A 20,501-nucleotide genomic window follows, 5' to 3' on the forward strand; every position below is an offset into this window, starting at 1 on the left:
TGCACGTTCTGCATAATTTTCCATTCTGCAACCGTGGATTATGCAGTTTCTGCATAAAATTTTGACCGTTTGGGCCTCGAAACATGAACATTCAGCATGATTTCGGGCATTTTCACCAGCGAAATATGCAGTTTCTGCATATTTCCCGTGCTTACTTCGATGCGAAGCGTTTGTAGCGTTCGTTGATGCGTCCCCAGTGCAGCGTATTGAGGAAATTGTCAATATATGCTGCGCGACCAGGACCATCCTTGTGATAATATGCATGTTCGAACACATCGCAGGCGATGAGGGGAACGCCTCCCCAGATGGCGCCGTACTGATGCTCATCGACGAGCACGTTCAGCAGACGACCCGAGTAGAGCTGATCGAACACCAGCAGTCCCCACCCACTCAGTTTCGCCGCGAACGCAGCAGCTTTGAAGTCCGCCTTCCACGCATCAATGGAACCGAATTCCTTTTCAATCGCTGCGACCACCTCGGGTCCCTTCGACGTATCGCCGTCACCACCCATGTTGTCCCAGTACACATCGTGCAGCAGTGCGCCCGAGTGATTCCAGGTCATGCGGCGCTTCAGTTCGCCGATCTCGCTGTAATTTCCGTTCGCAGCGGCGCGGTCCGCATTTTCGAGACCGTTCTCAATGGTGTTCAACGCGGCAACGTATCCCTTGTGGTGCTTGTTGTAGTGCCAGTCAGACGTTTCCGGCGACACCACATCCTTCAGCAGATCCTTCGCTTCATTGTCGCTGTAGGGACGGGGATTGAACTTCCATTCGTATGCCATGCTATTCTCCTTCAAACGTGATATCATTGGTATTGTGCAGTGCGGTATTGCTTGCCGCATGCCAGTACAACACAGGGAACGGCAAAGAAGTTTTATTCCCGTACAAAAAAAGCGCCACGTTCTGAAAACGTGGCGCCTGCATGATCATGCGATGCGATGTGCTGTCACACACCGAAGCTCGAGCCGCATCCGCAGGTGCGGACGGCATTCGGATTATTGAACACGAAGCCGCGTCCGTTGAGTCCATCAGTATAGTCGAGTTCCGTACCGTCGAGATAGAAAAGGCTCTTGGCGTCGACGAGGATCTGCACGCCATTGATGTCGAGCACCTCGTCGTTGTCACGGCGGTCACCGTCGAAACCGAGGGAGTAGGAAAGGCCGGAGCAGCCTCCACCCTTCACGCCGATACGGAGATAATAGTTTTCCGGAATGCTGTTTTCATTCCTGATCGATGCGATTTCCGTGGCGGCCTTTTCCGTAACCGTGATGGCGCCGATGGCATCCGCAGTCTGCTCAGTCATGTTATCGCTCCTGATTCTTGGTTGCGTGTGTACTTAATTTAAACTTAATAAAAATATTCATGCCTGCACAAGTGAAATTTTTCCATCCTCACCGGATGTCTCAGGCTGACTCAGGGTATCTCGGGTAACTCAGGGTATCTCAGGCCGTCTCTGCTTCGGCTGCCGGAGTCTCCTCCTCCACCTGCGAGGGCAGAAGATATTCGACGTCGTTGAGCAGCCAGGTATTGCGTGCAAACGGTTTGAGGATACCTTCGCGCTCGAGATCGGCGACGAACTCACGGGCGAGTTCTTCCATCTTCCGCGTACCAATATCCTTCCCCTCGTGCACCCGGATATAATCCCGGATGGCGTATTGCAGGTCACGATAGAAAATGTTGCTGGCGTGATAGACGGGGAAATCATTTTCCCGCATGAAATCGAATAGTTCTTTTTTCTTGCCGACAAACGTCTGCATGTATCACTCCGGTGACGGTGGATGAGGGGATATATTTCGACTAAAATAACAGTTTTTTGCATTCCGAGGGTTCCCTGATCGGATTGACTGCGAAGGCCAATTTCCGTAATTTGAAAGTCTTGAAATGATTGAGATACAATGCTGAAACTCGCTGTATTTGTCTCCGGGAGAGGGTCGAATCTCCGCGCTGTGCACGCCGCCATCGAGGACGGAAGGCTGGATGCCCGTATCGTGCTCGTGCTCAGCAGCCGGGATGACGCTGCGGCGCTCACCTGGTGTGCGGCGCAGAACATTCCGACCGCTTCCCTGCAGGGTGTTTCGGGACAGGATCTCGAACGCACGATGCTCAGTCATCTCGAGAGCGCCGGGGCCGGATGTATCGTCCTGGCGGGATTCATGAAGCGCATTCCTTCCGCTGTAGTGCAGCGTTTTACCGGCAGGATTCTGAACATCCACCCCGCCCTGCTGCCCTCATTCGGCGGGAAAGGTATGTATGGACACCACGTACACGAAGCGGTGCTTGCCGCTGGAGTGCGGGTGTCGGGAGCCACCGTACATATGGTGGACGAAGAGTATGATCGCGGTCCCATCGTCCTTCAGCGCTGCGTACCCGTGATGGACGACGACAGCAGCGAGACGCTGGCTGCCCGCGTACTCGAAGTGGAACATGCACTGCTCCCTGAAGCGCTGTCGCTTCTGGCGGAAGGCCGCCTGGAGCTGCGCGGGGGACGAGTGTACATCAAGAAGTAGAGGACTCATGCAGAAAATTCAACGCGCGCTGATCAGCGTGTATGACAAGACAGGAATTCTGGAATTCGCGCGCTTTCTCGTCGATCACGGCGTCACACTGCTTTCCACCGGAGGCACCTGGTCCGTGCTGCAAAAGGCGGGACTCTCGGTCGAACAGGTGCAGGATGTGACGGGCTTCCCTGAAATGCTCGATGGACGCGTCAAAACGCTGCATCCCGCGATTCACGGCGGCATCCTCGCGCGCAGGGATCAGCAGAAGCATCTCGATCAGATCGCGGGGCAGAATATCGCACTGATCGATCTCGTCGTGATCAATCTCTATCCCTTTGAAGAGACCGTCGCGGCCGGCGCCGCCTTCGCGGACTGTATCGAACAGATTGATATCGGCGGGCCCGCCATGCTGCGGTCCGCTGCGAAAAACCATGATGCAGTGACCGTCATCAGCGATCCGTCCGACTATGACAGGGTCCGTCAGGAAATCGACTCCGAGGGTGCTACGACACTCGAGACGCGCAGGGCGCTTGCACGCAAAGTATTTGCACTCACCGCGCGCTACGATCACGCCATCGCAACGTATTTCAGCAAGCAGGAAGGAAGCTTCGATCCCCTTTCAGAGCAGCTTCTTGTCTCAGCCCCGCGGGAGCAGGTGCTCCGTTACGGTGAAAACCCGCATCAGCAGGCAGCGCTGTACGGTGATTTCCTCTCCTCCTTCGAGAAGCTGCACGGAAAAGAACTGTCGTACAACAACATCGTCGACATCGACGCCGCCGTTGCCCTGATCGACGAATTCCAGCAGCCGGCCGCAGCCATTATCAAGCACACCAATCCCTGCGGCTGTGCGGTGGCGGAGGACATTCAGGATGCATATACAGCGGCGTTGACCACGGATCCCTCTTCCGCGTACGGTGGTATCATCGCGCTCAACCGCGAAGTGGACATCCGTCTCGCGAAAACCCTCAACGAGATGTTTTCGGAAGTGATTATCGCTCCTTCATTCGCGGAGGATGCGTTGGACGTGCTGCGCCAGAAGAAAAACCGGCGGCTTATCCGTCACAGAAAGACGCAGGATGCGACCCGGCACGTGCAGATGAAATCCGTGAAAAATGGTTATCTTTGCCAGATGGCCGATTCCGGCCCGGAAGTCCGGGAGGAATGGAAAGTCGTCACCAGGCGTCAGCCGGACGCGCAGGAGCGCGCGGCACTGGAGTTTTCCTGGCTTGTCTGCAAGCATGTAAAATCCAACGCCATCGTTTACACGAACGCCGAGAAAACGCTCGGGATCGGCGCGGGACAGATGTCGCGTGTGGATTCTGCGGCAATAGCGTCAATGAAAGCGGCAAACGCCGGATTGTCCCTCAAGGGCTCCGTTATGGCCTCCGACGCCTTTTTCCCGTTTGCGGACGGTCTTCTCGAGGCGGCGAAAGCCGGGATTACCGCCGTGATTCAACCCGGCGGTTCCGTACGCGATGAGGAAGTTATCGCCGCGGCCGACGAGCACAATATCGCCATGATCTTTACCGGCACCCGACATTTCAAGCACTGATTTCAAGCACTGATGGAAATCGAGCATTTATGGGTCTGTTCAGTCTCTTTGCAAACGACATCGCAATTGATCTCGGTACGGCAAACACCCTGATCTGGGTCAAGGGCAAGGGCGTGGTTCTGAGTGAACCGTCGATCGTCGCCTTCGACAAGAACACGAAGAAAATCATCGCGATCGGTAACGATGCCCGCGAAATGCAGGGCAAAACCCATCGCGAACTCCAGGTGGTGCGTCCCATGCGTGACGGCGTCATCGCCGATTTCGAAATCGCGGAAGGAATGCTCAGGGCGTTCATTAAAAAAATCATGAACAGCTGGATTCCCAGCCGCCGTATTGTCATTTCCGTCCCCAGCGGCATCACGGAAGTCGAAAAACGCGCTGTGCGTGACGCTTCCGAACACGCTGGCGCGAAGGAAGTGTATCTCGTTGCCGAGCCCATGGCCGCCGCGATCGGTATCGGACTCTCGGTCGACGCTCCCGTGGGTGACATGATTATCGATATCGGCGGTGGTACTACGGAAATCGCCGTCATCGCGCTCTCGGGTATCGTGCAGGAAGAATCCATCCGTATCGCCGGTGATGAGCTGAACAACGCCATCATGCAGCATTTCAAGAAAAATCACAATCTGCTGATCGGTGAACGTACCGCGGAAATCATCAAGTGCGAGGTGGGCAGTGCCGTGCCGCTGAAGCAGGAACTCGTGGTGCGTGTCAAGGGACGCGACCTGGTCGGCGGACTCCCCACTACCGTGGAGGCGTCGAGCGTGGAGATCCGCGAAGCGCTGCAGGAACCGATTGCCGCCATTGTCGAAGCCGTCAAAACCACGCTCGAGCACACACCGCCTGAACTGGCCGCCGATATTCTCGATCGCGGCATCATGCTGACCGGCGGAGGTGCGCTGCTCAAGGGCCTCGACGCCCGGATCCGCAAAGAAACCAATCTCCCCGTCCACGTTGCCGAAGACCCGCTCACTGCCGTCGCCCGCGGCACGGGTGCCATCATGGAAAACCTCCACCACTTCGGCAATGTCATCATGAAGGGCAAAAAGTACTGATCCAGGAATCTGAGAGTGATGTCCATTGCAAACTCTGTTCGGCGTATTCCGGGTCTTTCGCGACTATATCGTCCTGACCGTACTGGCAGGACTGTCGCTCTTCCTCATCGCCCATAGCGAGAGCGCTCCCGTACAGGTGCTGCGCTCGCTGTCCATTATTACCTTCGCTTCCCTGCAGGAATCCACGAACTGGGCCGCAGGTTTTTTCTCCTCCGTTCAGGATGCCGAGAAACTTCGTGATGTCAATGTCTCGCTCATGGAAGAGGTCATGCAGTTGCGTCAGCTCAGTCAGGAAAACCTTGAGCTGCGCAGAAAAATCGGCTTCCGTGAACGCAGTTCCTACGCCCTGATCCCATCTGAAATCGTAGGGAAATCGCTTTCGCTCGGGCAGCATATGCTCACCCTGGATGCCGGAAGCGACGACAGCGTGCGGGTAAACATGCCCGTGATCAATGAAAACGGTCTGGTTGGAAAAATCATCGCCACCTCTCCCAACTATTCCATCGCGCAGCTCGCGCTGCATCGCGACTTCCGTGCGACGGCCAAGATCAAGCGTTCACGTATCGACGGAATCATCGCATGGGAACAGGGTGAAGACCTGGTACTGCAGCATGTACAGAAAACAGCGGACGTCCTGCCCGGCGACACCGTTGTCACATCCGAATACAGCAACATTTTTCCACGGGAAATTATGATAGGCATCGTTCGCGTGATTGAGCCGGGCGACGGTGACCAGATGCATATCGTCGTTGAACCGCGCGTGCATTACGCGGCGCTTGAACGCGTGTTCATCGTGCGTTATCGCAGCGACCCCGAACGGCAGCGGCTGGAACAGGCAATGTATCCGGAGGAGAACGAGTAGGCATGCGACCGGAGTTCAAAACATATTTCTGGTATGCAGGCATGATGATTGTTCTCGTCGTGCTGCAGGTGACCTTTGTCCCTCTGATCGGCATCGGCAGCGTGCAACCGTCGCTGCCCCTGATCGGACTCGCATTCATCGCCCTGCAGGAAGGCGCCACGCCAGGGATGCTGTACGCGTTTCCATCGGGAGTGATGATTGATCTTTATATGGGCGAAGTCGTGGGCGTCTCGGCACTTGCGCTCGTGGCTGCGGCGTTCGCACTCGGCTTTTTCCACGATGAGGAAAAACGGTCCCTGCTCATCCGCAGCAGCAAAACCGTCGTTCTGATTCTTTTCGCTTCCCTCCTCCACGGATTGCTTTACGTATTCGCATATTTTCAGAGCCTGGATTTCAACATTGTCAATATCCTCCTCCTTCACGTGTTCGGCGCCGCATTGTACACCACCGTGCTGAGCATAATTCCTGTCTTGATTCTTGCCCGCACAGGTTCGAGATTGAAGGTCTGAAAACGAGACGTCAAGGAGAAGCATGGAACGCAGTACTTTTGCCAGCAGAAAACGGGCTTACACGATCGGGGCGATCTTCCTCATCCTGATCGCCGTGCTGCTTGGACGCATGTACGAACTGCAGTTCATGCAGTTCGACAGCTTCCGAAGCCAGGCAGAGAAGCAGTCCATTCACCAGATCAGCAAGGATCCCCTGCGGGGACTCGTCTACGATCGCGACGGTGATCTCATCGTCGGCAACAATCCCAGCTACACGCTGACGGTCACACCGTTCAAGTTCGAGTGGAACAGCCTTCCTCTCCTCGTGCGCCTGTTCCGGGTGGATTCGAATGTCGTACGCTACCGCGTCAGTCGTGCGGGACTCCATTCCTTCGAACCGGTGAAGATCGCGCGCGACCTGTCCTTCCAGCAGCTCTCCCTTCTCGAGGAATACCGCACACTCCTTCCCGGCGTCAATTACGTGGTCGAAAGCCGACGCGTGTACAAAATGAAGCCGCACTTGGCCCATCTGTTGGGCTACACCAAGGAGATTTCACCCCGGCTGCTGAAGAACCTCGGCGACTATTATCAACCCGGCGATATCGTCGGTTTCAACGGCATCGAAGCGGCGTACGAAGATGAACTCCGGGGACACAAGGGCTACGGCTATCACACAGTCAATGCGCTCGGCAAGGTGGTCGAGAGTTTCGATCATGGCAGATCGGACATTCCGGCTGAGGAAGGAAGCGACCTCTACCTCACCGTCGACATGGATCTCCAGGCCTACGGGGAGCAGCTCATGCGCGGCAAACGCGGCGCCATCGTCGCGCTCGATCCGCGCAACGGCGAAGTTCTGGCCTTCGTCAGCGCGCCGGATTATGATCTCCAGGATTTTTCTGGCCGCATTCCCGTCGATGTCTGGAATCAGCTGCGTGACGACCCTGCATCACCACTGTACAACCGCTGTTCGATGGCGGCGTATCCCCCGGGATCCACCTTCAAAATGCTCGTCGCCGCCGCTGCCCTGCAGGAGCATATCATTGATCTCGATACGCGTATCAGCTGTCCCGGCTCGTATATGCTCGCGGGACAGGAATTCGGCTGCCACGGAGCGCACGGCGATATCAACGTCGTTTCCGCCATCGAACATTCGTGCAACGTCTTCTTCTACAAACTGATCTTCAAACTCGGGTTCGACAATCTCAAGAAATACGGTGCGATGTTCCATTTCGGCAGGACGACGGGAATGGACATCAGCAATGAGAACAGCGGGATTCTCCCATCCGAGGAATATTACAACAAGAGATACGGCACGAAATGGAACATTGGCTATCTCGTCAACCTCGGTATCGGACAGGGTGAAATCAATACGACCCCCCTGCAGATGGCCGCGTATACCGCGACGATTGCCAATGGCGGCACCTATTACACGCCGCATGCCGTGCGCGCTACCCGCGCCCGCATGGACGATGAACCGGTAGAGCTTCCTATACACGGAGAGAAGCTGCCCATTCGCAAGGACGTGCTCGACATCATTCACCGAGGCATGTATCGCGCCGTCAATGGGTCCGGTACGGGATACGCCGCACAGGTTGGTGGTACGCGTGTTGCGGGCAAAACCGGCACCGCCGAGAATCCCCCCAATCCGGACCATGCCTGGTTCGTCGGCTACGCCCCGTTTGACGATCCGCGCATCGCGGTCGCCGTAATCGTGGAAAATGGAGGGTTCGGAGGTACGGCAGCTGCCCCACTTGCTGGTGCAATGATTCGGCGCTTTCTCTTTGGTGCACCGGTGTACAACGCTCCCGCATCCGATTCAATCCGCGTATCAGCATCCCATGCTGCCGCGAATCCGTCTCCTGCCACCAACCCGTCTGCCGCGGCGGGGCCGGAGGACTGATGCCAACCCGTTTTCTGACTGGGATCATCAAACGCATCGATCTCGGGATTCTGCTTCCCGTCCTGTTGCTCGTTGGTGCTGGACTGCTTTCGCTTTACAGCGCGACACATGATGCTGCGATTTTCATCAAGTTTCAGAAACAGGTATTCTGGTCGATCCTCGGATTTCTATCGATCATTCTCATCCTCTTTGCACCTCCGCGCTTCTTCCACTACAGCGCGTATCTGGTGTACGGCGTCTCCATCATCTTTCTTGTTCTTGTCCTCATCTTCGGCAAGACCATCGCCGGAAACGCCGGATGGTTCGGCATAGGCAGCTATGGGATTCAACCTTCTGAATTCGCGAAACTGGCCGCCATCCTCGCGCTGGCACGTTTCCTGAGCGACAGTACCACCAGCATGAGTTCGTTCGCGGATCTGATCAAGGCGATCGGTATCGTTGCCCTCCCCTGGCTGCTCATCCTTCTGCAGCCGGATTTCGGAACGGGACTCGTGTACTGGGCCGTATTTCTCGCCATGATATTCTGGGCCGGGGCGGAAATGGTACTTCTCCTCACGCTGCTCTCGCCCGTCCTTGTCGTGGTGCTTTCCATCATCAACATCTGGTATTTCCTCGGGGCAGCAGTACTGGTCAGCGCGCTGTTTTATATTTTCAAGCGCAACCTCGGTATCGCGTTGATGTTCCTCGCCATCAATTTGAGTATCGGCTTCGGCGTGCAGTATTTCTACGATCACCTGCCCGCCTATCAGAAGGCGCGAATCGCCGTGTATTTTGATCCGACCGAAGCCCCGCTGAGCGCGGGGTACAACGTCATCCAGTCGAAAGTCGCCATCGGATCCGGGGGACTGACGGGCCGTGGGTATCTGCAGGGATCTCAGACACAGCTGCGTTTTGTGCCGGAACAGTGGACAGATTTCATCTTCTGCGTTCCCGCCGAGGAATTCGGATTTCTCGGGGGCGGACTCATCCTCCTGCTCTTCGCACTACTATTCCTGCGCGGTATTTTTCTTGCGCGCGCTATCGAATTCCGTTTCTCCAGCCTGCTTGTCATCGGCATTAATGCGATGTTCCTCTTCCACGTCTTCATCAATATCGGCATGACGCTGGGTCTGATCCCCGTCATCGGTATTCCCCTCCCCTTCATGAGCTACGGGGGCTCTTTCTTCCTGACGAGCATGTTCGCGGTCGGCGTGCTGCTTCATGCCAGTATGACACGCGGCGAATACACCTGAGATAAAACGAAAAACACATGCCGGAGGGAGATTAAAGGGTTGTTTATCCTCTGTCCCTTCGCTAATTTTACTACGATATGGAAATCGGGGAATCACCGATCATTACCAACGAAAGAAAGGCCCGCAGAGGCTGCCCGCCTTTGAACGCACATATCTTTCTTCCAATAATCCCATACTACGAATCACCATTCCACGCTGTCAACCGATCAGCCCGGTATGAAACGGAGTGAACAATGCCTGACCAACCGATCTCACTGAAAGATCTCGAACAGGAAATGACGATGATGCCGCAGAATTCGACGACCCGCATTGAATATGTGGGACTCGTCGGTGGCGGTGTCATGGGGCGCGGACTCGCCCAGACATTATCATCAAATGGCATCAACGTGCTTATCGTTGAAAAAGACCAGAATCGTGCAACCATGTGCCTCGATGGACTCAGTGAAAACATGGATCGTGAGATCCAGCGCTGGGCCATGACCGAAGGGGAAAAGCGCGCACTGCTCAGCCGCATCAAGGTCTCCACCGACATCAATGAAATCGCCGGTACCGACTTTGTCATGGAAGTCGTTGACGAACAGTTCGAGCTCAAGCAGGATCTACTGATTCGTCTCGACAAACTCTGCGCGAAAGAGACGATCATCGCTTCCAACACATCCACACTCAGCCTGACCAAGATTGCGCGTCCCGTGATGTCTCCCGGACGCATCATCGGGCTGCATTTCGCCAATCCCGTTCCGAAAACACCGCTTTGTGAAATCGTGCGTGCCTTCCACACGAGTGACGAGACCTTCCAGGCCACACGCGAGTTCATCCAGAGCATCGGAAAGACGACGGTGGAAGTCTATGAATACCCGGGCTTCATCACCACGCGCGTCATCATCCCGATGGTCAACGAAGCCATGTACATCCTCATGGAAGGGGTAGCATCCGCAGAGGATATCGACACTGCGATGCGCCTGGCCTATAACATGCCGATGGGGCCGCTCGAGCTCGCTGACAGCATGGGCCTCGAGGAATTACTGGCATGGATGGAGTCCATGTTCCAGGAACTCGGTGACTCCAAATATCGTCCCTGTCCCCTGCTCCGCCGCAAGGTTCGCGAGCAGAAGTACGGCAAGAAGGTCGGAGAAGGCTTCTTCCGCTACGACGAATCCGGAAAGCGCATCACAGTGAATCAAGCGGAAGGATAAGACATCATGATGAACATTCTCGTTGTCAATTGCGGCAGCTCATCCATCAAGTACCAGTTTATCGAGGCGGAGAGCAATACGCGCCTCGCAAAGGGACTCGTCGAACGCATCGGTATGAGCGGCGCAGTTCTTACCAACACCCGTCATGACGATGATACCATCAAGCTGACCGGGGAAATCCTGGACCACGGCATGGCGATCGAATACGTGCTCGCCGTGCTGCTCAGCAAAAACCACGGCGTTATCAAGGACAAATCCGAAATTCACGCCGTTGGACATCGTGTCGTGCATGGCGCTGAAGATTTCGCTGGTTCCGTGCTCATTACCGAGGAAGTGCTGCAGTCTCTGCGTGACAATATCGAGCTCGCGCCGCTGCACAATCCGCACAACATCCGTGGTATCATGGCGTGCCGGCAGCATCTGCCCGAGATCCCGCAGGTTGGCGTCTTCGATACCGCGTTCCACCAGTCCATGGATCCCCACTCTTTCCTCTACGGCATTCCGTACGTCTTTTACAAAAAGTACAAAATCCGCCGCTACGGCTTCCATGGCACATCGCATTTCTATGTCTCCAACCGCGTGGCGGATAAACTGGAGAAGCCGATCACCGATCTGAAGATCATCACCTGTCACCTCGGGAACGGCTGCAGTATGGCAGCAGTGAAGGATGGACAGTCGGTCGACACCACCATGGGATTCACACCGCTTGAGGGACTCCTGATGGGGACACGCTCGGGTGATCTCGATCCGCAGCTCATTCTCTACATCATGGGCAAGGAAGGCCTCTCTCTTGCCGAAGCGACGACCCTGCTCAACAAGCACAGCGGACTGATGGGCGTATCCGGTGTCAGCAGCGACATGCGTGAAATCGAGCAGGAAACCGAGAAGGATCATGATCGCGCGAAGATCGCATTTGAAATGTTCTGCTATCGCGTGACCAAGTACATCGGCGCCTATGCCGCGGCGATGAACGGTGTCGACGCAATCGTCTTCACCGGAGGTATCGGTGAAAACAGTACCCTGGTCCGTGAACGCGTCTGCCGCAACCTCACGTATCTCGGTGTGGATTTTGACGAAAAGAAAAATGAATCCGGTCCGAAAGAACGTTTCGTGACCACCGACAACTCTTCCGTTGCCGTGGGCGTGATACCCACCAACGAAGAACTTGTTATCGCACTCGATACCATGGCGATCGTCAACGGCGAAGTACCGCCCTCGATGCGCAACATGATCAGGAACCGGACGCTCGATCCGGTAGACTGAGAAAGGACATTTATGGGACGCTCAAGAACTGCAGAGATTTCGCAGCGCTACCCGGCACTGCTTGAGCGTCCCATACAGTCCCTCCTCGTCATCAAGCCCCGCGCTATCGGCGATGTGCTGCTCAGCACCATTGTCACGCCGAATCTCCGCAGCGCCTTCCCGGACGCCCGCATCGATTTCCTCACGGAAAAAGCTTCCGCCGACGTCATTCGCGACAACCCCTACATTGACAACGCCATTATCTTCGACAGCAAGCGCGATGCATTTACACGCCTGCTGTACGACCTTTACAGCACCGGGTATGACCTGGTCTTTGATCTGTTCTGCAATCCCCGCAGCGCGCAGATGACAGCGGCAACACGCGCTCCGCTGCGCGTGGGATACCCGTTTCGAGGCAGAGCGTGGGCCTACAATTTTCACCTCGAGACCCGCGCTGACCGCGTACACAACACGCAGTTCAATCTCGATGCGCTGCGACAGCTCGATATTCCCATCATCAGCGAAACCGTGGTGTTTCCCCTGCCGGAAGATGTACGTGATCAGATGGCTGAAACCGCACGGGGACTGCGAAAGCGCACGGGACCGCTGATCGCCCTCAATCCGAGCGGGACCTGGGAAACCAAACGCTGGCCTCTTTCGCAGTTTGCGCAGCTGGCAGACAGGTTAATCGCAGAGCAGAATGCCAACATCGTCATTCTCTGGGGTCCCGGTGAACAGCCTGACGCGGAACAGATCGCACGGGAAATGTCACAGGAAGCTTTGCTCGCTCCTCCCACGAGTATTCGTGAACTCGGGGCGTTTCTCTCGGTATGTGACTATACCATCAGTAACGACGCGGGCCCAATGCATATTTCGGCCGCTGTCGGCACTCCCACACTCGGGATTTTCGGTCCGACCAACCCGGAATTACAGGGTCCGTGGCATCCCGGCAGCAGCTGGGTCCGCCTGGAAGAACTCGACTGTCTTGGCTGCAACCTGACAAGTTGCGATATTGACAATATCTGCATGCGCAACCTTCCCGTCGAGCGTGTGTATGATGCCTTTACGGAATTACAGAAAAGGCCACGCGCATGAGACGATCTCACACCCCCCGCAGTATACATCAATTCATTCCCTTCGTTCTTTCCCTGAGCATTCTGGCCGGTGCGCTTTCGGCATGTGAAGAACCAAGTTCGCCTGATACGGTTATCAGTGTTCGCATCACACAGCCCACGGACAGCACTGTCATTCGTGACACTGTCCTTCGTATCCTCACGGAAACCAGCTCAAGTTGCGGTTGCCAGGCCTACGTAGAATTTCACGTCGACGGCAACCACCGCTACTCCGATTATCTCCCGTTCTTTTCGTATGACCTGGATATTCGCGACATGCACGGGTGGCATGTCATTGCAACACGCGTGGTGGTCGGTACCCGCGGTGATGCATGGGACACCGTTCATGTCCTCCTCAACCCCATCGACAGTCTGAAACAGGACAATCACACAGACCCCTTCTGAGAACAGGGTAATCCTATTTGGGCTATTCCCCAGTGGGGTATTCCCCTGTAACGCAATTCTTCACTTTTCCCCCGATCACACACTGCCGCCGCGAAAACCGTCCTGCGGCTGAAATTAATTCTGATTGACGTCTTCGAGCAGTACTTCCCTTCCGGCAGACTGGATTTTCTGCTGCAGCACCGGACCGTCACCGAGGACAACAGTTGTCAGACCATCATCGAAAAGCGCCTCTGCAGTGTGCTGGACCTGTGCACGTGTCACCGCCGCGATATGGGTATGGAGAAACAGTGCTTCATCAAGTGGAAGCGCGTAAACGAATGCTTCTTTCAGCAGTTTCAGCAGTGCCCGATTCGATGAGAATGTCAGATCCGCATCACGAAGCAGGGCGGATTTCGCTCTGCGCAGCTCTGCGTCGGAAACGCCGTCTGCGAGGAGCTTCGCGACCTCCTGCTGTGTAATGACAAGCACGCTGTCCACGAGTCCGTTCGAAACAGAAGCGGTCATCATCAGGTATCCGCAGTCGCGCGAAAACCCGAGTGCCGTGGTAAAATTCGGTGTAATGACATGGTGTCCCCAGAGAGCGGTCCCGATACGTGAGGTATCCATGTCACCGAGTATGCTGTTCAGCACCAGCAGCGCCGGCAGATCGACAGCATCGCGCGGAGGTGTGCGCACGCCCATGCGGACAAATGCGAGTCCGCTCTTCGCCGCGGTATCGTTCAGCACGACCACCCTGTCATCGATAGAGGGATACTCGGGTGCCAGCGGAGCCGGAGCGTTTCCCCGCTGCCAACGTCCGAAGACCTCCAGCAGCAACGTACGGACAAACCGGTAATCGAGATCCCCGCTGATGATGATGGCACTGCGTTCCGGTGTGTAATACAGGTCATGAAAGCGGGCGAGGTCGTCGCGTCCGAACTTTTCGAGGTCGGCTGGATCAGGCATCAGGGGACGCGTGAGAGGATGCATGCTGCCACACAGCAGCTGTACTTCCCGCACCGAGGCTTTTTCCGCCGTCGATGACGGCAGCTTTGGGATTGCCGTGGGAGCGGCCTCCTGGTATTTCTTCAACTCCATCGAAGGGAATCGCGGGCTCACGAAAGCATCAGCCATAATTTCAAGCGTACTGCGGAAGTTCCTGGCAAGCGTTTTGCCGTAGAGCTGTGCGAAGTCATAGTGTGCGTACGGGAGAATCACGCTCCCGAGTTCATCGAGCCGCCGTGAAATCATCCCGGCATCCCTGTCGGAGCTTCCTTTCAGGAGCTGGTTGGCGACGAGATGCGAGAGTCCGTGTTCATGTTCCTTTTCCCGCGACGTCCCTGCGTCGACAAGAATACTGACTTCCGCCAGCGGAATGTCGTTGACGTGCGTAAAGTAAATGCGCAGTCCGTTTCGCAGCGTATCCGTTATCACATCCGGTGACCATTCCCCCTGCGCGCTTCCCTGCGCGTGTAGCTGCGATGGTGGGAAGAGCGAGAGCGTCAGGAAGAGAATGAAGGAATACGGTACGGCTTGAGTATGCATGAATTTCACGTGTGTCTTGCGAATGTGAGGGTTGGGAGATTATTCCGCTGCCAGGGGTGCATCCCTTACGCTCAGCTCGAGGAAACGTTCCTTGTCTGCAATATCACTGAGCAGCTCGAGCGTCTCTTCGCCAGCGGAAAATTGAAAGCTGTTCGCGATCTCACCGGGTTTGACGATTTCGACATCATAGCGTCCTTCAAGGTCGAAAAGATCGACAATCCCTTCGGCGACACCGACGCCGGGAAGGAGTCCCTTTGCTTTGAGTCCTTTCAGTGCGAAAGCCAGTTTCCCATCGCCCGCCGTTTCTTCAATGGCGATATGGTACTGAAAGTGGCTGAATTCTTCAGCGGTGCGGAAGTGGAAGCGAATACAGTCACGCTGCTGTTCCGTGTTATAGGCCCGGTAGATTTCGAGTGAATACTCGATGGGGCCTTTATCGATTCTGGGAAACATCAGCTGTTCTCCTGCTTGTCTGAATTATGCAGAATCTGCATAAAGTAATCTGTCAGTTTTTCAAACTCAACGCCCTCCTGCGTTCCCTCCGCCATGTCTTTCACCTGTGCGGTGGAAGCAGCCATTTCCTCTTCTCCAACGAGCACGACGTAACGGCTGTTGAGACGATTGGCCTCACGCATCTGCGCTTTCACGCTGCGTGCAGCGTAATCGAGCTCTGCCGGAATGCCCTTGCCACGCAGCTGCACGGCGGTCTGAAAGGCCCAGGCCCGACTGTTGTCGTCCATTCCGACGAGATACACCAGAGGGACGCTTTCGGGAAAGTCGTAGCCGTTTTTCTCCAGCACCATGAGCAGACGCTCCATGCCGGCCGCGAAGCCGACGGCAGGTGTCTCCTTGCCCCCGAGCTGCGTGACCAGTCCGTCGTATCGTCCGCCTCCTCCCAGCGCATCCTGCGAACCGAGATCCGTGCTGACGAATTCAAAGGCGGTCATGGTGTAATAGTCGAGTCCACGCACGAGTCGCGGATCCACCTCATACGGGATGCCCATGCCATCGAGCAGTGCAAGAGTTTCCTCGAAATGCGTGCGGCAGCTGTCGGACAGGTAGTCGAGAATGACAGGTGCATCCGCGGTCAACTCCCGGTCACGCTCGTCTTTCGAATCGAGAACGCGCATGGGATTTGTTTCTGCGCGGCGCTGACTCTCGGGAGAGAGTTTGTCGTGCACGCCGTGAAGAAATGCCTGCAGCGCTTCCCGGTACTGCGGGCGGCAGGACGGATCGCCGACCGAGTTGATTTTGAGAGTGAAATGCACGCCCAGGCGGCGATAAATCTCTGCCGCCATCATGATGATTTCAGCGTCGCAGATCGGGGACTGCTGTCCGATGCTTTCAAAGCCGAACTGATGAAACTGACGGAATCTTCCCGCCTGGGGACGTTCCTGCCGGAACATCGGTCCGATATAGTACAGCTTATTGAGCGATGTCTGCTCGCCCATGCTGTGTTGAATGAATGCGCGGATCACCGGCGCCGTCATCTCCGGGCGCAGTGTGAGGCTGCTGCCTCCCTTGTCCTCGAAGGTATACATCTCCTTGCCGACGATGTCGGTTTCCTCACCGATACCGCGGGCAAAGACGGAAGTGTCTTCGAACATGGGCGTGCGGATTTCTCCGTAGCGGTACTGCTGCATGACGTCGCGGATGACCGCTTCGACATGCAGCCATGCGGCGGTGTCGCCGGGCAGCAGATCTTTCGTGCCTTTGACCGATTTAAATGCCATGGCTTTCCCCTGTCATTCTGGTGCATGCATGGAAAAGGCACGCCGCGGCATGCCTTTTTCCACAATGATCAATGCGTGAAATGTCCCTGTCAGACATCCAGATAATTCATCTCCTCTTCCTTGAGGATCTGAAGAATCTCGGCCGAGCTGCCCGCCTGCAGAAGCCTGCTGCGCAGGTCTTCCTTGTTCATCAGTCGCGAGATTCGGCTGAGCAGCTTGATATGCGCTCCAACGAGGCTGTCTTTCCCGATGAGGAGAAAGAGCAGACGCACGGGCTCATGATCGAGAGACTGGTAGTCGATGGGTTGTTCTGTCACGCCGAACGCGGCCACGATATCAGTGACGGCGTCGGTTTTTCCATGCGGTATGGCAAAGCCTTTGCCGACACCGGTGGACATGATTTTTTCACGTTCAAAAATGGCCTGGCGAACTTTCTCAACATCCTTGATCTTCTGCGAGCTGGCAGCGAGATCAATGATGGCGTTGATGACATCGTCTTTCGTTCCGCCTGGAATATTGACCTTGATCAGGTCTTCTGTAAGAATGCTTGTAATTTTCATTATCGCGTTTGCTATGGACAGCCTTCGTTATACGTCCGCTAAAGTTACGCATTGTCACGCCATTGAACAACTTTTTGCTCGTATTCAGCAAGCAGCTGCATGGCGCCATCCGGGGTCTCCGCTTCCACCATTACGGTGAACAATTCATGTTCTTTGCTGGGCAGAAGCAGTACCCAGCTGTTCTCGCTGAAAATGATCTTGATGCCGTCGACAAGCTGACGCTGCTTCCCTTCGCTTTCGTTCATGGCGAGGCGCATGACGCGGCCTTTTGCCTGCCAGGGACAGGGGATGTCTTTCTGCAGACGGTGCAGGCGTGGCAGCTGGGCGTCGACCTCACCGAGTTTCCACCCCGTCACCGCCATCATTTCGAGGATTTTCGCGACACTGTACATTGCGTCGGTGGCAAAAAGGAAGGCGGGGAAAATAAATCCGCCGCGCGTGCCTACAACGTATTCAATGCTGTCATCGGCAAGGACGGCCTGCATCATTCCTCCATGCGTATTCTGCGTGCGCAGGAGTTCCACACCGTATTCGCGCGCAACGTGGTCCATTTCAGAGGAGGCTGAAATGGGACAGGCCATTTTGCTGATGGGTTCACCCATGCGCTTCCGGGCCTCGAGATACATCTTGCTTACGACGGCGGGGACACGCTCCTCAGGGATGAAATTCCCCTGTTCGTCGGCGATGAACACTTTTTCCGCACCGGCGTCGAGCAGGATCCCTATGTTGGACGAAAGGCTGCGTACGATGCTCGAAACATGCTGACAGGCGAACTGGAATTCCTCCTTGTCCCTCGTCAGCCTCGTGCGATCGATATACGCATTGAGCGAGACAACCTGCGCTCCCATTTTCCCGAGAATATTCGGAAAGATCGAGGATGCGATCCCGTAGCTGTAATCGACCACCACGTTGAAGCTTTTCGTGGAAATCAGCTCATGATCGACGGTGGAAAGAAAACGCTCGCGGTAGGCTTCCGTCGTGCGTTCCGGGAAATACATCGAACCGATGCTGTCATAGTTGGCGCGGCGGAAATCTTCGGAGAAGAACTGCCGCTCGATGGATTTCGTCCGTTTCGTGGGAAGATCCTGGCCGTCGGCGTCGAAGAAAATGATATCCATCGCCTTCTTGTCAAGCGGCGATTTCCTGACATGGAAACCGGCGGCATATTTCCCGCTGCGCAGAATCTGACGGACGAGAGGAATGGACGTCGACTGCATGTCATGCACATTGACACCCGCCGACATGAGTCCCGCTGCAATCGCGCGTTTGATCATGCGGGAAGCGTTGTCCGGATCCCTGCTCGAAAGCACCTGGCTTCCCTGTCCGAGCATGGCGCCGAGTGAGGTACCAAGCTTGGCACCGAACTCCGGGTTGATCTCAATATTGGCCGTTCCGCTGATACGCGCATCCGCAAATAACTCGCGCAGCCATTTATCCTCCCAGACCAGGCTTTTCGACAGGACGGCACCGTCCTGCACCACCTTCTCCGGCCAGAGCTTGATATTGGAAAGCAGCGAGGCCGATTGCCCAATGTTGCATCGGTCACTGATGAACACATTGTCGGCAACAGTGGCACCTGCATGGAGAATGCTCTCGAAACCGACCACGGAATTCGAGATGTGCACCTGCTCTTCGAGTGTGCAGCCGTCCCAGATCACCGAATTCAGCACCTGTGCGCCATCGTGGATGGTCACATTGTCGCCGATGACGGAATTGATGATTTTTGCCGAATCAGCAATACGTGAATTTTTCCCGACAACGACCGTCCCGCCCCAATCCTCACGTCGGGCAGGAACGATGCTCTCCTCGCCGAGTATGAGGTTGCCATCTTCCGTGCCATCGAAGACGACGTGAACCTGCCGGCCGAGGCAATCCATACTTGCTTCGTGGTATTCACCGAGATTCCCGACATCACGCCAGTACCCTTCCGCGATATAGCCGCAGAGCTTCTTTCCTTCCTGCATCATCATGGGGAAAAGATCCTTGCTGAAATCGAAATCCTCCTTGTACGGAATCATCTGGAGGATTTCGTTTTCGATGATGTAGATGCCGGTGTTGATGGTATCGCTGAATACCTCGCCCCAGCTCGGCTTTTCGAGAAAACGCGTGATGTTGCCGTCGTCGTCGACGATCACCACGCCGAACTGCAGGGGATTCGGAACGCGGGTCAGGACCAGCGTCGCGTCCGCCCCCTTCTCCTCATGAAAGCGAATGGCATCGGTCAGATCGAAATCCGTGAGTACATCCCCACTGATAATGAGGATGCGGTCATCGCCGATCTTCTCGTATGCGTTGCGCACGCTCCCGGCGGTACCGAAATCCGCTTCCGCCTGCATGTACTGCATGGAAATCCCGAACTCACTGCCATCGCCGAAGTGATTCCGAATGGCTTCGGGATGATAGTAGAGGAGCGAAATAATGTCATGAAAACCATGCTGCTTGAGCAGATCGACGATATGCTGCATCATGGGACGATTGACCATCGGCACCATGGGCTTGGGGATATTGCAGGTCAGGGGACGCAGACGCGTTCCGAAACCGCCTGCCATAATGACTGCTTTCATAGGGTCGTGGGAGGCTGATTGAGGAAAAGTTTCAGGACATCAACCTAAGAAAATGGCATGCAGGTTGCAACAAACACAGAGGTTAAATCTCTATTAGAAGGGTTGCGGGGGGAGGTTGTAAAAATCAACGGTGATGTCGATACCCTCGACAAAGGAGCCGCTGCCGAGGTCTACGGGAGATGGTTTACTGACGTCTCCTGTCAGCGTGTAAACACCGACGGCACGCCAGTCCTGGAACGGATCGTCTCCATAATTCTGTGCGACGACGATATACGCAAAGGCGCCGTCGAGTGCGGGATCCTGCACGGCGTACTGAATCTCCGCATCGCCATAAGGCAGCTCATCCGAAAACACGGCGCTGCCCAGGACGACTTCAGAGAGGATGTCTTTCGGCGGATAGTTGCGGAACGCGACCACACGGAAATCTTTCACACTGTCGACGGGAGCCCAGGGACCGCTGATGCGAAGGGTTCCCGAGAAACCGGGGTCCACTTCAGCGTCGTCGGGCGAGAGCCCGTGATCGCAGGCAGCAGCGACAAACAGAAACACGACGGAGAGGTAATATGTGGCGTATCGTCGCAT

The 20,501-nt window shown here is 55.7% G+C and carries 20 protein-coding genes; 11 read left to right on the plus strand and 9 right to left on the minus strand.

Going from position 1 to position 20,501, the window contains the following annotated elements:
* Positions 1-151: 151 nt before the first annotated feature.
* The 3 genes from KQI65_06180 to KQI65_06190 form a co-directional block, all read right to left on the minus strand.
* The gene (locus tag KQI65_06180; protein ID MCB2204320.1) at positions 152-781 is read right to left on the minus strand and encodes a superoxide dismutase; all 630 of its coding nucleotides are present in this window, start codon (positions 779-781) and stop codon (positions 152-154) included.
* Positions 782-945: 164 nt separating this feature from the next.
* The gene (locus KQI65_06185; GenBank protein MCB2204321.1) at positions 946-1,302 is read right to left on the minus strand and encodes an iron-sulfur cluster assembly accessory protein; all 357 of its coding nucleotides are present in this window, start codon (positions 1,300-1,302) and stop codon (positions 946-948) included.
* 139 nt (positions 1,303-1,441) lie between these two features.
* Positions 1,442-1,756 carry a hypothetical protein gene (locus KQI65_06190; GenBank protein MCB2204322.1) on the minus strand — a complete coding sequence of 105 codons (315 nt, stop codon included), beginning with the start codon at positions 1,754-1,756 and terminating at the stop codon, positions 1,442-1,444.
* 138 nt (positions 1,757-1,894) lie between these two features.
* Between KQI65_06190 and purN the strand changes: the two genes are divergently transcribed.
* From purN to KQI65_06245, 11 genes are all read left to right on the plus strand, one after another.
* Positions 1,895-2,506 carry a phosphoribosylglycinamide formyltransferase gene (gene purN, locus KQI65_06195; GenBank protein MCB2204323.1) on the plus strand — a complete coding sequence of 204 codons (612 nt, stop codon included), beginning with the start codon at positions 1,895-1,897 and terminating at the stop codon, positions 2,504-2,506.
* A 7-nt stretch (positions 2,507-2,513) separates the two neighbouring features.
* Positions 2,514-4,049 (plus strand): bifunctional phosphoribosylaminoimidazolecarboxamide formyltransferase/IMP cyclohydrolase, encoded by a 1,536-nt coding sequence (gene purH / locus KQI65_06200; protein MCB2204324.1) that lies wholly within the window; start codon positions 2,514-2,516, stop codon positions 4,047-4,049.
* A gap of 29 nt (positions 4,050-4,078) precedes the next feature.
* A complete protein-coding gene (locus KQI65_06205; GenBank protein ID MCB2204325.1) occupies positions 4,079-5,104 on the plus strand; it encodes a rod shape-determining protein in 1,026 nt (341 codons plus the stop codon).
* Between the two features lie 25 nt (positions 5,105-5,129).
* Positions 5,130-5,966, plus strand: coding sequence for a rod shape-determining protein MreC (mreC, locus tag KQI65_06210; GenBank protein ID MCB2204326.1), 837 nt, complete (start codon positions 5,130-5,132; stop codon positions 5,964-5,966).
* Between the two features lie 2 nt (positions 5,967-5,968).
* Positions 5,969-6,475 (plus strand): rod shape-determining protein MreD, encoded by a 507-nt coding sequence (mreD, locus tag KQI65_06215; GenBank protein MCB2204327.1) that lies wholly within the window; start codon positions 5,969-5,971, stop codon positions 6,473-6,475.
* A gap of 22 nt (positions 6,476-6,497) precedes the next feature.
* Positions 6,498-8,354, plus strand: coding sequence for a penicillin-binding protein 2 (mrdA, locus tag KQI65_06220; protein MCB2204328.1), 1,857 nt, complete (start codon positions 6,498-6,500; stop codon positions 8,352-8,354).
* On the plus strand, positions 8,354-9,586 hold the full coding sequence (gene rodA, locus KQI65_06225) for a rod shape-determining protein RodA (protein ID MCB2204329.1): 1,233 nt from the start codon (positions 8,354-8,356) through the stop codon (positions 9,584-9,586). Before mrdA ends, rodA begins: the two co-directional genes overlap by 1 nt.
* Before the next feature lie 233 nt (positions 9,587-9,819).
* Positions 9,820-10,779, plus strand: coding sequence for a 3-hydroxybutyryl-CoA dehydrogenase (locus tag KQI65_06230; GenBank protein MCB2204330.1), 960 nt, complete (start codon positions 9,820-9,822; stop codon positions 10,777-10,779).
* Positions 10,780-10,788: 9 nt separating this feature from the next.
* Positions 10,789-12,042 (plus strand): acetate kinase, encoded by a 1,254-nt coding sequence (locus KQI65_06235; GenBank protein MCB2204331.1) that lies wholly within the window; start codon positions 10,789-10,791, stop codon positions 12,040-12,042.
* A 12-nt stretch (positions 12,043-12,054) separates the two neighbouring features.
* Positions 12,055-13,116, plus strand: a complete 1,062-nt coding sequence (locus KQI65_06240) for a glycosyltransferase family 9 protein (GenBank protein MCB2204332.1) — start codon at positions 12,055-12,057, stop codon at positions 13,114-13,116.
* Positions 13,113-13,538: a hypothetical protein gene (locus KQI65_06245; GenBank protein MCB2204333.1), complete on the plus strand. Its 426-nt coding sequence runs from the start codon at positions 13,113-13,115 to the stop codon at positions 13,536-13,538. The genes KQI65_06240 and KQI65_06245 overlap by 4 nt, the downstream gene beginning before the upstream one ends.
* A 114-nt stretch (positions 13,539-13,652) precedes the next feature.
* On the opposite strand, the gene KQI65_06250 is transcribed toward KQI65_06245, so the two are convergent.
* The 6 genes from KQI65_06250 to KQI65_06275 form a co-directional block, all read right to left on the minus strand.
* Positions 13,653-15,062: an insulinase family protein gene (locus KQI65_06250; protein ID MCB2204334.1), complete on the minus strand. Its 1,410-nt coding sequence runs from the start codon at positions 15,060-15,062 to the stop codon at positions 13,653-13,655.
* Positions 15,063-15,101: 39 nt separating this feature from the next.
* Positions 15,102-15,515: a hypothetical protein gene (locus tag KQI65_06255; GenBank protein ID MCB2204335.1), complete on the minus strand. Its 414-nt coding sequence runs from the start codon at positions 15,513-15,515 to the stop codon at positions 15,102-15,104.
* Positions 15,515-16,795, minus strand: a complete 1,281-nt coding sequence (hisS, locus tag KQI65_06260) for a histidine--tRNA ligase (protein ID MCB2204336.1) — start codon at positions 16,793-16,795, stop codon at positions 15,515-15,517. Before hisS ends, KQI65_06255 begins: the two co-directional genes overlap by 1 nt.
* Before the next feature lie 89 nt (positions 16,796-16,884).
* Positions 16,885-17,355, minus strand: coding sequence for a PTS sugar transporter subunit IIA (locus tag KQI65_06265; GenBank protein ID MCB2204337.1), 471 nt, complete (start codon positions 17,353-17,355; stop codon positions 16,885-16,887).
* 44 nt (positions 17,356-17,399) lie between these two features.
* Positions 17,400-19,919 carry an NTP transferase domain-containing protein gene (locus KQI65_06270; GenBank protein ID MCB2204338.1) on the minus strand — a complete coding sequence of 840 codons (2,520 nt, stop codon included), beginning with the start codon at positions 19,917-19,919 and terminating at the stop codon, positions 17,400-17,402.
* A 93-nt stretch (positions 19,920-20,012) separates the two neighbouring features.
* The gene (locus KQI65_06275; GenBank protein ID MCB2204339.1) at positions 20,013-20,501 is read right to left on the minus strand and encodes a hypothetical protein; all 489 of its coding nucleotides are present in this window, start codon (positions 20,499-20,501) and stop codon (positions 20,013-20,015) included.

This window comes from bacterium (assembly GCA_020444325.1).
In the GTDB taxonomy this organism is placed as follows: domain Bacteria; phylum Bacteroidota; class Ignavibacteria; order SZUA-365; family SZUA-365; genus BM516.